12 protein-coding genes are annotated in these 13,563 nt (G+C 73.0%); 2 read left to right on the plus strand and 10 right to left on the minus strand.

All coding sequences use genetic code 11. The features are described 5' to 3' along the window. Nucleotides 1-17: 17 nt before the first annotated feature. The 4 genes from RLT58_RS26165 to lipB all read right to left on the minus strand — a co-directional run bounded on the left by RLT58_RS26165 (nt 18) and on the right by lipB (nt 3,169). Nucleotides 18-728, minus strand: coding sequence for a DUF4191 domain-containing protein (locus RLT58_RS26165; protein WP_311312811.1), 711 nt, complete (start codon nt 726-728; stop codon nt 18-20). Nucleotides 729-747: 19 nt separating this feature from the next. Further along, nucleotides 748-948 carry an SCO2195 family GlnR-regulated protein gene (locus RLT58_RS26170; RefSeq protein WP_311312812.1) on the minus strand — a complete coding sequence of 67 codons (201 nt, stop codon included), beginning with the start codon at nt 946-948 and terminating at the stop codon, nt 748-750. Between the two features lie 307 nt (nt 949-1,255). Beyond that, entirely contained in the window at nt 1,256-2,224 is a 969-nt protein-coding gene (gene lipA / locus RLT58_RS26175) for a lipoyl synthase (RefSeq protein ID WP_311312813.1), read from the minus strand. 132 nt (nt 2,225-2,356) lie between these two features. Then, entirely contained in the window at nt 2,357-3,169 is an 813-nt protein-coding gene (gene lipB / locus RLT58_RS26180; protein ID WP_311312814.1) for a lipoyl(octanoyl) transferase LipB, read from the minus strand. A 275-nt stretch (nt 3,170-3,444) separates the two neighbouring features. Between lipB and RLT58_RS26185 the strand changes: the two genes are divergently transcribed. Continuing rightward, nucleotides 3,445-5,091, plus strand: a complete 1,647-nt coding sequence (locus RLT58_RS26185; RefSeq protein WP_311312815.1) for an NsdA family TPR-like regulatory protein — start codon at nt 3,445-3,447, stop codon at nt 5,089-5,091. Nucleotides 5,092-5,106: 15 nt separating this feature from the next. Here the strand turns inward: RLT58_RS26185 and RLT58_RS26190 are convergent, their stop codons facing one another. Both RLT58_RS26190 and RLT58_RS26195 read right to left on the minus strand, forming a co-directional pair. After that, nucleotides 5,107-6,456 (minus strand): NAD(P)/FAD-dependent oxidoreductase, encoded by a 1,350-nt coding sequence (locus tag RLT58_RS26190; protein ID WP_311312816.1) that lies wholly within the window; start codon nt 6,454-6,456, stop codon nt 5,107-5,109. A 181-nt stretch (nt 6,457-6,637) separates the two neighbouring features. Further along, nucleotides 6,638-7,537 (minus strand): TIGR01777 family oxidoreductase, encoded by a 900-nt coding sequence (locus RLT58_RS26195; RefSeq protein WP_311312817.1) that lies wholly within the window; start codon nt 7,535-7,537, stop codon nt 6,638-6,640. Nucleotides 7,538-7,592: 55 nt separating this feature from the next. Here RLT58_RS26195 and RLT58_RS26200 point away from each other — a divergent pair, with 55 nt between their 5' ends. After that, nucleotides 7,593-8,120 (plus strand): GNAT family N-acetyltransferase, encoded by a 528-nt coding sequence (locus RLT58_RS26200; protein WP_311312818.1) that lies wholly within the window; start codon nt 7,593-7,595, stop codon nt 8,118-8,120. Between the two features lie 18 nt (nt 8,121-8,138). Here RLT58_RS26200 and RLT58_RS26205 read toward each other — a convergent pair whose 3' ends face one another. From RLT58_RS26205 to RLT58_RS26220, 4 genes are all read right to left on the minus strand, one after another. Further along, on the minus strand, nt 8,139-8,660 hold the full coding sequence (locus tag RLT58_RS26205) for a DUF4240 domain-containing protein (protein ID WP_311312819.1): 522 nt from the start codon (nt 8,658-8,660) through the stop codon (nt 8,139-8,141). A 60-nt stretch (nt 8,661-8,720) separates the two neighbouring features. Continuing rightward, entirely contained in the window at nt 8,721-9,701 is a 981-nt protein-coding gene (locus RLT58_RS26210) for a helix-turn-helix transcriptional regulator (protein WP_311312820.1), read from the minus strand. A 171-nt stretch (nt 9,702-9,872) separates the two neighbouring features. Further along, nucleotides 9,873-12,542 carry a pyruvate dehydrogenase (acetyl-transferring), homodimeric type gene (gene aceE / locus RLT58_RS26215; RefSeq protein WP_311312821.1) on the minus strand — a complete coding sequence of 890 codons (2,670 nt, stop codon included), beginning with the start codon at nt 12,540-12,542 and terminating at the stop codon, nt 9,873-9,875. Nucleotides 12,543-12,810: 268 nt separating this feature from the next. Next, on the minus strand, nt 12,811-13,434 hold the full coding sequence (locus tag RLT58_RS26220) for a GntR family transcriptional regulator (RefSeq protein WP_311312822.1): 624 nt from the start codon (nt 13,432-13,434) through the stop codon (nt 12,811-12,813). Nucleotides 13,435-13,563: the final 129 nt, after the last annotated feature.

A 13,563-nucleotide genomic window follows, 5' to 3' on the forward strand; every position in this document is an offset into this window, starting at 1 on the left:
CCTGCTCGGTCCTGCGGTCAGCGCATCTTTCCGCCGCGCGGCATCCGCATGCCCTTCGGCATCGGGCCCTTCGGCAGCGGCATGTTGCTCATCAGGTCACCCATCGCGCGCAGCCGGTCGTTGGCGGCCGTGACCTGCGGGCCGGTCAGCACGCGCGGAAGCTTCAGCATCTTGGTGCGCACCTTCTTGAGCGGCACCTGGCCCTCGCCGTTGCCGACGATGATGTCGTGCACGGGTACGTCGACCACGATGCGGGCCATCTTCTTCTTCTCGGCCGCGAGCAGGCCCTTCACCCGGTTCGGGTTGCCCTCGCCGACCAGCACGATGCCCGCCTTGCCCACGGCACGGTGGACGACGTCCTGGCTGCGGTTCATCGCGACCGCGGGCGTCGTGGTCCAGCCGCGGCCCACCCGGTCCAGCACCGCCGCCGCGGCACCCGGCTGCCCCTCCATCTGCCCGAAGGCCGCACGCTCGGCACGGCGTCCGAAGACGATCGCCATCGCGAGGAGGGCGAGCACGAAGCCCAGGATGCCCACGTAGATCGGGTGATCGATCAGGAAACCGATCGCGAGGAGGACACCGAAGGTGACGATTCCCACACCCGCGACGACAAGACCGATCTTGGAGTCGGTCCGCCTGGTCATCTTGTAGGTCAGGGCGATCTGCTTGAGCCGCCCCGCGTTCTCGGCGCTGTCCGCGCCTTCAGTGGTGTTTGCCTTCCTCGCCATGCAATGAAGTTTACGTGGCCTAGGAACGGTGGTCGGCCACGGCCTCCAGTACGTACTCGGACTCGACCCGGTCCTTGGCCCGGCGGCGGTCCTCCAGGACGGCCGTCCAGGCGTTGCGGCGGGCGGTCCGCTGGCCGCTGCTCAGCAGCAGCGACTCGACGGCGCGGAGGGCATCGGTGACGGACGGAATGGCGGTGGCGCGTACCGGCACGGCCTGCATCGTGGAAGTCCCCTCGGAACGAATGCGCTCACTGAGCGGCGCCCGGTGAACGGAGTGTGCTGCGCGGACTGGATACGGGGCGCAGGGGCGGCAGCGGCCCGGAGAGCCACTGCGCTGCGTGCATCCAGGGTCACTGCTCGGTGTTACCAGCGCATGACCGGTCGGTCAAACACCAATGAAACCTTGATGCGGGCGCCGCGCACGCCGACGCGGCCCATCCGCGCCTCCGACCTGCGAGGAGCGCATGGGCCGCGCCGAATCAGCCATTACTGATCAGTAGCTTCTTGTGCCCGGTTTCACACGGACGCTACGCGGACGGGGTCGCGGTGGCCTCGGCCCCGCGCGCCTCCATCGCCTGCTGGAACAGCCGGCCCGCGCGGTACGAGGAGCGGACCAGCGGCCCGGACATCACACCGGAGTAGCCGATGCTGTCCGCCTCGTCCTTGAGCTCCACGAACTCGTGCGGCTTCACCCAGCGCTCGACCGGGTGGTGGCGCACGGAGGGCCGCAGGTACTGCGTGATGGTGATCAGCTCGCAGCCCGCGTCGTAGAGGTCCTGGAGCGCCTCGCTGACTTCCTCGCGGGTCTCGCCCATGCCGAGGATCAGGTTGGACTTGGTCACCAGACCGGCCTCGCGGGCCCTGGTGATGACCTCGAGGGAGCGCTCGTAGCGGAAGCCGGGGCGGATCCGCTTGAAGATGCGCGGCACCGTCTCCACGTTGTGCGCGAGCACCTCGGGGCGCGAGGAGAAGACCTCGGCCAGTTGCTCGGGCTCCGCGTTGAAGTCGGGGATCAGCAGCTCGACCTTGGTGCGGCCGGCCTCCCGCTCCGCCGTCAGCGCGTGGATCTGGCGCACGGTCTCCGCGTACAGCCAGGCACCGCCGTCCTCCAGGTCGTCGCGGGCGACGCCGGTGATGGTGGCGTAGTTCAGGTCCATCGTGACGACCGACTCACCGACGCGGCGGGGCTCGTCCCGGTCCAGCGCCTGCGGCTTGCCCGTGTCGATCTGGCAGAAGTCACAGCGCCGGGTGCACTGGTCGCCGCCGATGAGGAACGTGGCCTCGCGGTCCTCCCAGCACTCGAAGATGTTGGGGCAGCCGGCCTCCTGGCACACCGTGTGCAGACCCTCGCTCTTCACGAGCTTCTGCAGCTGGTTGTACTCGGGGCCCATCTTCGCCCGGGTTTTGATCCACTCGGGCTTGCGCTCGATGGGGGTCTGGCTGTTCCGGACCTCGAGGCGCAGCATCTTGCGCCCGTCGGGTGCGACAGCGGACACTCCGGCACTCCCCTTTGCTTTCGCTGCATTGGATTCTTCGGCGAACACCAGGGTACGCCCGTAGTTCATTCGGCTTTACGTCTGGCCAACCTGTGGCCGGCAGGGCCTATTCCCGGAGCCGTCTCCCGAGTGTCATGCCGTGGCCACGGCATCGCCGGTGCGCTCGATCGTGCGCGGGGCGAGTTCGGCGTTCTCCAGGATGTCCCGCAGGTGCTTCTCGGCGACGGGGAGCACCTGCGGGACGGTGATGTCGCGGCCGAGCTCGTAGCTGAGCGAGGTGACGCCCGCGTCCCGGATCCCGCACGGCACGATCCGGTCGAACCAGGTGTTGTCCGGGTTCACGTTGAAGGAGAAGCCGTGCATCGTCACGCCCTTGGCGACCCGGATGCCGATCGCGGCCAGCTTGCGGTCCTCGCGGCGCTGCCCGGCGTTGGACGGGGCGTACTCCGGGCCGTTCAGCCGGGGGTCGAACTCGTCGTCCTGGAGCCTCGGGTCGAAGTCGAGCGAGAGCCCGCCGACCGCCGGGCGCTGCTCGACCGGGTCGCCGAGGACCCAGACGCCGCTGCGGCCCTCGACCCGGCTGGTCTCCACACCGAAGTCGGCGGCGGTACGGATCAGCGCCTCCTCCAGCCGCCGCACATGCGCGACGACGTCCACCGGGCGCGGCAGCTTCTGGATCGGGTAGCCGATGAGCTGGCCCGGACCGTGCCAGGTGATCTTCCCGCCGCGGTCCACGTCGATGACCGGGGTCCCGTCGAGGGGGCGCTCGTTGTCGGCCGTGCGCCGCCCGGCCGTGTAGACGGGCGGGTGCTCCAGCAGGAGGCAGGTGTCGGGGACGGTGTCCTCGAACCGTGCCGCGTGGACCTCGCGCTGCTTCTGCCAGGCCTCCCGGTAGTCGACGGCTTCCTCGCCGAATCCCAGATGGACGAACCGAAGCTCAGTCACGACAGCAGCCTCTCTCTTCGGGGCGCCGGGATCCGGGGGGTGTCCCCGTTACCACGCCGCCCTGCACAACATCGCGCCCCGGCCACTGTACGACCGCCGCCGGAGCGGGCCCCCGGCAGGTGGTTCCCGTCAGCGCCGCCCCCAATCCTCACACGATCGGATGAATGTGGAGCGAAGGCCGCAGAAGCCGCCCCAGGTGCCGCTAAATTCGCGCCGTTCCCTAGGAGGCGTCCCCTGGGGCCCGCCCGCCCCGAAGGCAGGAGACCGTACAGCTGATGTCGGAACGACCTCCGCAGCGCACCCCCAACCGCCGACTCGCCTCGCTCATCACCGAAGCCGGATTCTCCAACGCCGGCCTCGCCCGCCGGGTGGACCAGCTCGGCCTCGAACACGGCCTCGACCTGCGGTACGACAAGACCTCCGTGACCCGCTGGCTGCGCGGCCAGCAGCCCCGGGGCACCACGCCCGCCCTGATCGCCGAGGTGTTCACCCGGCGGCTCGGGCGCCGGCTCTCCGCGCAGGACCTGGGCCTGGATGCGTGCGCCCCCGTCTACGCCGGCCTGGAGTTCGCCGCCACACCGGCCGAGGCGGTCGACATCGTCAGCGGACTGTGGCGCAAGGACTCCGGCAGCCAGGCGGAGCTGCGGAAGATCGCCTTCACCCCGGCGGGACTGGTCGTCCCCAGCCGGGACTGGCTGATCGGCCGGGCGGACGAGTGGGTGGGCCGGGGCGGCGAGCCCGTGACGACGGCGGGCGGTCCGGTCCGGGCCGTCGGCGTGGGCGGCGGGGCGGCGGGCCGAGCGCCCGGCGCCCAGGCCGCCGTCGCGCCCCGGGGCACGTACCCCGGCGCCCTGACCGGGGTCCCCGAGCAGGGCGGCGCCCCCGGCACCCGGCACGGCGTCCGGGGCCCCGCCCCGTCCCGGCCCGCCGGTGCGCCCGCGCCGACGGGCGCACCGGGCGGCGCCGCGCCCGCCGCCCCCGCCGTCCCCCGGCAGCGCCAGACCGAGCGGGGCTCCGGGCTGAGGGTCGGCAGCGGCGACGTCGCGGCCCTGCGCTCGGTCGCCGAGCTCTTCCGCACCCTCGACCACGCCTACGGCGGCGGCCACGCCCGGCAGGCCCTCGTGCGCTATCTGGAGCACGAGACGGAGCCGATGCTGCGCGGCATCTACGGCGAGACCACCGGACGGCGGCTGTTCGCCGCCGCCGCGGAGCTGACCCGGCTGGCCGGCTGGACCTCGTACGACATCGCGGCCCATGGGCTCGCCCAGCGCTACTTCGTCCAGGCGCTCCGGCTGGCCCAGGCAGCCGGGGACCGCGCCTACGGCAGCTACGTCCTGATCACCATGAGCCGGCAGGCGGTCTACCTCGCGCACGGCCGGGAGGCGGTCCAGCTGGCCCGGGTGGCGCAGCAGGGCATCGGCTCCGCCGCGCCCCACGCCGTGCTGGCCCTGCTGCACGCGGTGGAGGCGCGCGGCCACGCGGTGCTCGGCGAGTCCAAGGCGTGCGCCGCCTCGCTGGCCCGGGCGGAACGCGCGCTGGAGGCCGCCCGCCCCGGCGACGAGATCCCGCACTGGGCGCGCCAGTTCGACGAGGCCCAGCTCGCCGACGAGTTCGGGCACTGCCACCGCGACCTCCAGCAGTACCGGGCCGCCGCCCAGCACGCGGAGCGCTCGCTCCAGCTGCGCGCCCCGGCGTACGCCCGCAGCCGGCTGTTCTGCCGGGTGGTGCTCGCCTCCGCCCGGCTGGGGCTCGGCGAGCTGGACCAGGCCTGCCGGCTGGGCGCGGAGGCCGCCCAGCAGGCCGCCGAGATGCGCTCGGTGCGCGCCACCGAGTACGTACGCGACTTCGAGCGGCGGCTCGAACCGTTCCGGGACGCCGCCGCCGTCCGGGGCTACCGCGAGCGGGTCGCCGCCCTGGGGTGAGCGGCGGCCCGTGCGTCAGGCGGCCTCGGGGAACTCCCTCGCGTCCTGTCCCGCCGGCCGTACACCCAGGTCCGTGAGGATCGCGGCGGCGGCGCGGCGGCCCGAGGACAGCGCGCCCCGGACCGTGCCCGTGTCGCGGTGGTCGCCGCAGACATACAGCCCCGCGAGGAGCCGGACCGGCCGCAGCGGATCGTGCGGGGGCGTCATCGCGGGCACCGCCTCCGGGTCGTGGTGGGCGGCCAGCAGCTCCCAGTCGTCGGTCGGCACGCCGTAGAGCGTGGCGAGATGAGCGCGGACCGCGCGGTCCAGATCGGCGGGCGGGGTGCCGAGGACCGTGGAGCTGACCAGCGTCCGGCCCTGCGGGGCGCGCGCCGGATCGACCTCGCTCATCACCGCGGTGTGCGCCACCGGGCCCGTGCGGTCGCCGTCCAGCAGCAGCGAGGCGCCGGTCGGCGGGGGAGCGGGGGCGGTGTGGTGGAGCACCGTCACCGGGTGGAAGGACGGCACCCGCAGCCCCGGCAGCAGTTCGGCCGCCGCGCTCGCGCCGGTCGCCAGCAGCAGGGAGCGGCAGCCCAGTTCGCCGTGCTCCTTGGTGCGCACCGAGGTGATGTCGGCCGCGGTGACATGGACGCCGGTACGGACGGTGCCGGGCGGCAGCGCGGCGGCGAGCAGTTCGGGCAGGGTGCCCGAACCCCCCGACGGCACACAGAGCCGGCCGCTCGCATAGGTGCGCAGGGCGAGATCGGCGGACCGGCTGGACGTGGTGAGCGCCGGATCGCTGAGCAGCGCGGTGAGCAGCGGCCGTACGAAGCCGTTGAGCGTACGGGAGGACAGGCCGCGCCCGGCCAGGGCGTCCAGCGCGGGCCGTTCGGGCCGGGCCAGGAGGCGGGCCTCGGGGGTGGCGGCGAGGCGGGCCAGCGCCGCGGCCAGCCGGGCCTGGTCGATCGCGCCGCCCATGGCGCCGGTGAGCGAGCCGGTCAGCGGAGCCCGGGGGGCGTGCGCGAGGGCGCGCGCTGCCTTGAGCGCGCCCCGTGCGCTGCGTGAGCCCCGCACGGCGCGCGTCTCCCCGGTCCGGTGACGGCGGCCCTCGCTGTGGACGAGGACGCCCGGATCGAAGGTCCGCAGGCCGATTCCGTCCAGAGCGGGCGTCGTACACAGCTCCGGGCAGGCGGTGTTGAGCAGCGGGCCGATGCGGTCGAGCCGGAACCCGTCCACCTCGTCGGTCGTCATCCGGCCGCCGACGCCGGGGCCGGCCTCCAGGACGCTGACGCTCACTCCCGCACTGGTCAGTCGGTGGGCCGCCGAGAGGCCGGCGATCCCGGCCCCGATGATGACGACGTCCGCGTGGTGTGCCGTGCTGCGCACGTGCCCCTCCCCGAGTCGGCGCAATTGGTGGGAGGCTCTTGCCCTCAACCGGCCACCGGAATGCGCGAGTTCGGCACGAGGCTAGAGAGTGGCTCGATCGCGCGCAGTCGCGCGCGTGCGGGAGCACCGGTGCACGGGGTCGCACACCCGTCTGAATTCACCCGTAGGAAACGACAAGGCGTCAGCGCAGGGCCGCGCGGATGGCGGCGTCGATGCCCGGGAAGGCGAAGGTGAATCCGGAGTCCAGCAGCTGTCCCGGCAGCACCCGCTGACTGCCCAGCACATCCCCGGCGAACTCGCCCAGCGCGATCCGCAGCGCCGGCGCCGGCGCGGTGAACAGGGTCGGACGGTGCAGCACCCGGCCCATCGCCGCCGTCACCTCGCCGTTGGTGACGGGCCCGGGCCCGGTCAGGTTCACCGGTCCGGACAGCGCGGGGGTGTCGAGAATGTGCCGCAGCGCCGCGATGTGGTCGTGCAGCGCGATGAAGCTCCAGTACTGCCGGCCGTTGCCCAGCCGGCCGCCGAGCCCCGCGCGGAACAGTGGGAACATACGGCCCCAGGCGCCGCCCTCCCGGGCGACGACCAGCCCGGTCCGCGCGTGCACGGTCCGTACCCCGGCCTCCTCGGCGGCGGCCGTGGCCTCTTCCCACTCCACGCACACCGACGGCAGGAATCCGTCGCCCGGAGGCGCGCTCTCGTCGACCGCGCGGTCCCCGGTGTCTCCGTAGAAGCCGATCGCGGACCCGGACAGCAGCACCTGCGGCGGGGTGTCCAGCGAGGCGACTGCCTCGGCGATCGCGGCCGTGCCGAGCACCCGGCTGTCCCGGATCTCCTGCTTGTAGGCGTCGGTCCAGCGGTGGTCGCCGACCCCGGCCCCGGCGAGGTGGACGACCGCGTCGCAGCCGACCAGCCCGGCCACGTCCACATAGCCCCGCTTGGGGTCCCACTCCACCTCGTCGCCGTCCCGCGCCGGGCGCCTGACGAGGCGTACCACCTCGTGTCCGTCGGTCCGCAGCGAGCGCACCAGCGCCGCTCCGATGAGTCCGGTCGATCCGGTGACGGCGATACGGGAGTGCGGCATGGGACCCATCCTGCCCCATGTCCCCCGCGATACGCGGCGTGGCACAGTGGCGCCCATGGCCGATTCCTCCACCCCTCCCGCCCCGTCCGTCCGCCCCGCCGTCGCCGCGGACGGCCCGGTGCTCGGGGAGCTCGACCGGAGCACCTGGTCGACCCTGCACTCCGTGCAGCCGCGCCCCCAGCCGCCGTACGCGCCGTTCTTCGACGACCGGCACCTGCCCCGGGACATCCTGGTCGCCGAGGCGGCCGACGAGGCCGGCGAGCAGGTCGTCGCCGGGTACATCCGGGTGGTCCCGCCCACCCCGCTCGCCTGCAACGCGCACGTCCGCCAGATACAGGGCCTGGCCGTGGCGGGCTGGGCGCGCGGGCGCGGCATCGGACGCGCGCTGATACGGGCCGCCTGCGGGGCGGCGCGCGCCGACGGGGCGAACCGGATCACCCTGCGCGTCCTCGGCCACAACGCCCCCGCCCGCGCGCTCTACGCGTCGGAGGGGTTCACCGTCGAGGGCGTGCTGCGCGACGAGTTCTTCCTGGGCGGGCGGTACGTGGACGACGTGCTGATGGGCCGGCCGCTCGCCCCGTGACCGGGCACGGGCCGGGGGTCACCCGGCGCCGAACCGCTCCCACAGCGCGGGCAGCCGGGCCGCCAGCGCCGCGTCGTCCTCGATGCCGATCGGGGTGCCCTCGGGCTCCCCGGCCTGCGGCGGCAGCCCGAGGTCCGGCGCGACCACCCCGGTGAGCTGCTCGTACGCCTCGTCGGCGGCGTACCCCAGCTCCTCGGCGTCGCCGTCCAGCTCCTCGTCGAAGTCGTCCAGCAGCTCCGCCAGGGCGTCCGGATCGTGCACCGCGCCCTCGAAGACCTCCCTGCCCTGGCCGATCAGCCAGCAGCGGAAGTAGTCGAAGGCGTCGTCGCTCGCGCCGCCGAGCAGCACACTGGCGGCGGCCCACAGATCCCAGCGGTAGGCCCGGTTGTAGCGGGCCTCGAAGTGCCGGGCGAAGTCCAGCACGGATTCGGGATCGAGCTGCACCAGCCGTTCGACGAGCAGGTCGGCGTGGTCCTCGGGGTCGCCGTCGGCGGCCTCGCGGGTGCTGTCGATGAGCTCCCAGAATTCCGTCTCGTCCATCACGGGTCCAGCATCTGCCCTGGCGGCGGCCGATGCACGCGGAGACACCGAAATGAAGCCTCACGGGGTGTTCCGGTAGAGCGCGTACAGGCGTTCGGCGGCCTCCGCGAACCTGCTGCGCAGCGCGGCCGGCTCCCTTACCTCCAACTCCGGTCCCAGGGCCAGCAGCTGACCGCGGGCGACCTCCAGGGACTCGACCGGCAGGGTGACCGCGACCCATCCGTCCGCGTCGGGCGGCCCGGCGGCCGCGAGCGCCTCCTCGGCCGCCGCCCGGTCCACGGCGTGCGGCAGCCGCCGCACGGCTGCCGGGGAGAGCCGCAGGGTGACCTCGGTGCGCAGGATCGAGCGGGCGAACTGAGCCGCGCGCTCGTCCCAGAAGGCGGGCAGATCGAAGTCCTCGTCCCGTACGAACGGGGTGTCCGACACCGTCACGGCGGTGAAGCGGTCGATCCGGTACACCCGGAAGTCGTCACCCGCCCGGGCGCAGAGATACCAGACCCCGGCCTTGAGGACGAGGCCGTACGGGGCCAGCTCCCGTTCCACCCCGGTGTCCCGGCCGGCCCGCAGATAGCGGGCCAGGATCGTACGGTCGCCCCGGACGGCCTCGGCCACGGCGGGCAGGTGCTCCGGGGTGGCCGGTTCCCGGTACCAGCCGGGGGCGTCCAGATGGAAGCGGCGCCCGGCGCCCGCGGGCGCGTCCCGCAGGGAGGGCATGAGCGCGGCCGACACCTTCAGCCGGGCGGCCGTCGCGGCGTCCTGGAGGCCCATCTCGCGCAGGGCGGCGGGCAGGCCGGAGAGGAAGAGCGCCTCGGCCTCGTCCCGGGCGAGGCCGGTGAGCCCGGTGCGGTACCCGCCGACAAGCCGGTACCCGCCGGACCGCCCCCGCTCCGCATAGACCGGGATGCCCGCCTCGGACAGGGCCTGGGCGTCCCGGGTGACGGTCCGCTCGGACACCTCCAGCTCCCGGGCCAGCTCGGCCCCGGTCAGACCGGGCCGGGCCTGAAGAAGCAGCACCATTCTGATGAGCCGGGCAGCACGCATGCGGCCATTGTGGCCGCGGCACCGGGCACGCGAGCACTGGCCTCAGCCGCCGGCCGGGCTCCAAGGATGTCCTCAATCGCCGGCCGGGCCCGGTGGTGCACGACCGAGCCCGTCCGGCGAAGGAGGACAACGCCTCCCGCCGGACGGGCCCGATGGCGGGTCTCCGGGCCGTCAGAGCCCGTAACGCTCGCGTGCCTCCTTGACCGCGGACGCGGGCACCTCGCCGCGGCGGGCCAGCTGGGCCAGGGCCGCGACCGTGATCGACTGCGCGTCCACGCCGAAGTGGCGGCGGGCCGCCTCACGGGTGTCGGAGATGCCGAAGCCGTCCGTGCCGAGCGAGGTCCAGTCCTGCTCGACCCACTGGCTGATCTGGTCCGGCACCTGGCGCATCCAGTCGCTGACCGCGAGGACCGGACCCGGAGCGCCTTCCAGCGCCTGGGTCACGTACGGCACCCGCTGCTCACCGCGCAGCAGCGCCTCGTCGCACTCCAGCGCCTCCCGGCGCAGCTCGCCCCACGAGGTGGCGGACCAGACGTCGGCCGTGACACCCCAGTCCGAGGCCAGCAGCTCCTGCGCCTCCAGGGCCCAGTGGATCGCCGTGCCGGAGGCCAGCAGCTGGGTGCGGGGCGCGTCCGCCTTCGCGGGCGTGCCCTCCTTGAAGCGGTACAGCCCCTTGAGGATGCCCTCCTCGACGCCCTCCTGCATCGCGGGCTGCGGCTTCGGCTCGTTGTAGACCGTCAGGTAGTAGAAGACGTTCTCGGCGTCGGGGCCGTACATCCGCCGCAGGCCGTCCTGGACGATGACCGCGATCTCGTACGCGAACGCCGGGTCGTAGTTGAGCGACGCCGGGTTCGTGGACGCGATCAGGTGCGAGTGGCCGTCCGCGTGCTGGAGGCCCTCACCGGTCAGGGTCGTACGGCCGGCGGTGGCGCCGACCACGAAGCCGCGGCCGAGCTGGTCGCCGAGCTGCCAGAACTGGTCGCCCGTGCGCTGCCAGCCGAACATCGAGTAGAAGATGTAGAACGGGATCATCGGCTCGCCGTGCGTCGCGTACGACGTGGCGGCGGCGATGAAGTCGGCCATGGCGCCGGCCTCGGTGATGCCCTCGTTGAGGACCTGGCCGTCCTTGGCTTCCTTGTAGTACATCAGCTGGTCGCGGTCGACCGGGTCGTACGTCTGGCCCAGCGGCGAGTAGATGCCGGCCGACGGGAACAGCGCCTCCATACCGAAGGTGCGGGCCTCGTCGGGGACGATCGGGACCCAGCGCTTGCCGGTCTCCTTGTCCCGCATCAGGTCCTTGGCGAGGCGGACGAAGGCCATCGTGGTGGCCAGCTCCTGCTTGCCGGAACCCTTCTTCAGCGCGGCGAACGCGCGCTCCTCGGGCGCGGGCAGCGCCACCTGGTGCACCCGGCGGGCCGGGGCGGGGCCGCCGAGGGCGGCACGGCGCTCCTGGAGGTAGCGGACCTCCGGGGAATCGGCGCCCGGGTGGCCGTAGGGCACCAGGCCCTCGTCCAGCTTCGAGTCCGGGATCGGCAGGTCGAGCAGGTCGCGCATGGCGCGGAACTGCTTGCCGTCGAGCTTCTTCATCTGGTGGTTGGCGTTGCGCGACTCGAAGCCCGGGCCGAGCGTGTAGCCCTTCACGGTCTGGGCCAGGATCACCGTCGGGGCGCCCTTGTGCTCCAGCGCCGCCCGGTAGGCCGCGTACACCTTGCGGGCCTCGTGGCCGCCGCGCGAGGTGTGGAAGCACTCGGCGATCTTCGCGTCGGTGAGCAGCTTCGCCAGCTCGGCGAGGGCGGGCTCGGCACCGAAGAAGTGCTCGCGGATGTAGGCGACGTCCCGGGTCGCGTACGTCTGGAACTGGGCGTCCGGCACCTCGCGGAGCCGGCGCACCAGCGCACCCGCGGTGTCGAGCTGGAACAGCTCGTCCCAGGCGGAGCCCCAGAGCGTCTTGACGACGTTCCAGCCGGCGCCGCGGAACGCGCCCTCCAGCTCCTGGACGACCCGGAAGTTGGCGCGGACCGGGCCGTCGAGGCGCTGCAGGTTGCAGTTGATGACGAAGGTCAGGTTGTCGAGCTGCTCACGGGCCGCGAGGGCGAGGGCGGCGGTCGACTCGGGCTCGTCCATCTCGCCGTCGCCCAGGAAGGCCCAGACGTGCGAGTTCGACGTGTCCTTGATGTTGCGGTTGGCCAGGTAGCGGTTGAAGCGCGCCTGGTAGATCGCCGAGAGCGGGCCGAGGCCCATCGACACGGTGGGGAACTCCCACAGCCAGGGCAGCCGGCGCGGGTGCGGGTAGGACGGCAGGCCGTCGCCGCCCGCCTCCTGGCGGAAGTTGTCGAGCTGCTGCTCGCTGAGCCGGCCGTCGAGGAAGGCGCGGGCGTAGATGCCGGGGGAGGCGTGGCCCTGGATGTAGAGCTGGTCGCCGGAGCCGTCCCCCTCCTTGCCGCGGAAGAAGTGGTTGAAGCCGGTCTCGTACAGCCAGGCCGCCGAGGCGAAGGTGGCGATGTGGCCGCCGACGCCGAAGCGGGAGCCGCGGGTGACCATCGCGGCCGCGTTCCAGCGGTTCCACGCGGTGATCTTCGATTCCATCTCCAGGTCACCGTCGAAGGCGGGCTCCGCGGCGGTGGGGATGGAGTTGACGTAGTCGGTCTCCAGCAGTTTGGGCAGCGCGAGACCGGCACCCTCGGCGTGCTGGAGCGAGCGGCGCATCAGGTACGCGGCGCGGTGCGGGCCTGCGGCCTTGGTGACGGCATCGAGGGAGGCCGCCCATTCGGCGGTCTCCTCCGGGTCGCGGTCCGGGAGCTGGTCGAGCTCGCTCGGAAGCTTTGCTACGGGGTCGGTCATGATCGCCGCCTTCCGGTGAGGAGGGGGGTGGAGAAGTCCCTGACTGGCAGGACAGGGCGATGGGGCCGGTGGGCCCGCGGAGTGAACTGTAAGTCGCCGATCGATGATCGATCAAAGGATGAAAGGCAAAACTTCTCGATCTGAAGAAAGTGGCATGGGGTGCCTCGAAAGGGGGCACGCAGTGACGGGATTTATGGGATAAAAAGGGCACTCGCCTGCACGGGCGAGCGCCCCTTCCGACACATGCGCATCACTGCCGGCGCCGCTCTCAGGCGCGCGGCGCGCACCCGAGCACATGCGCCTTGACCAGCGTCCCGATGTCCGGGTCCTTGCGCAGGAAGGCCTCGATGAGCGCCTCGTGCTCCTCCGCGTACGACTTCTGCACCGTGCCGAGCCAGCGGATGGAGAGCGCGGTGAACACCTCGATGCCCAGCCCCTCCCAGGTGTGCAGCAGCACGGCGTTGCCCGCCGCCCGGACCAGCTCGCGGTGGAACCCGACCGTGTGGCGCACCTGCGCCTCGCCGTCGGCCAGCCGGTCCGCCTCGTACAGCGCCGCCACGTGCGGGGCCAGCAGCGAGCAGTCCTCGCCGAGCCCGGGGGCCGCCAGCTCGGCGGCGATCTGCTCCAGGCCGGCCCGGACCGGATAGCTCTCCTCCAGGTCGGCGGCGGTGAGGTTGCGGACCCGGACGCCCTTGTTGGGCGCCGACTCGATCAGCCGGAGCGTCTCCAGCTCCCGCAGCGCCTCGCGCACCGGCGTCTGGCTGACCTCCAGCTCGGTGGCGATCCGCCGCTCCACGATCCGCTCGCCCGGCTTCCAGCGCCCGCTGACGATCCCGTCCACGATGTGCTCGCGGATCTGCTCGCGCAGCGAGTGGACGACGGGCGGGGTCATGAGGGGCTCCTTCGGGGCAAACCGGTGCTGCCTGCACCGACACGGCGGCCGGAGCGACCGGTGGTGTCTAGACAATACGGCGGCGCCCCCGCCCGGGAGTGTTCCGGACGGGGGCGCCGCTGGTGAGGC

It is taken from the genome of Streptomyces sp. ITFR-16 (genome assembly GCF_031844705.1).
Classification (GTDB): Bacteria; Actinomycetota; Actinomycetes; order Streptomycetales; family Streptomycetaceae; genus Streptomyces.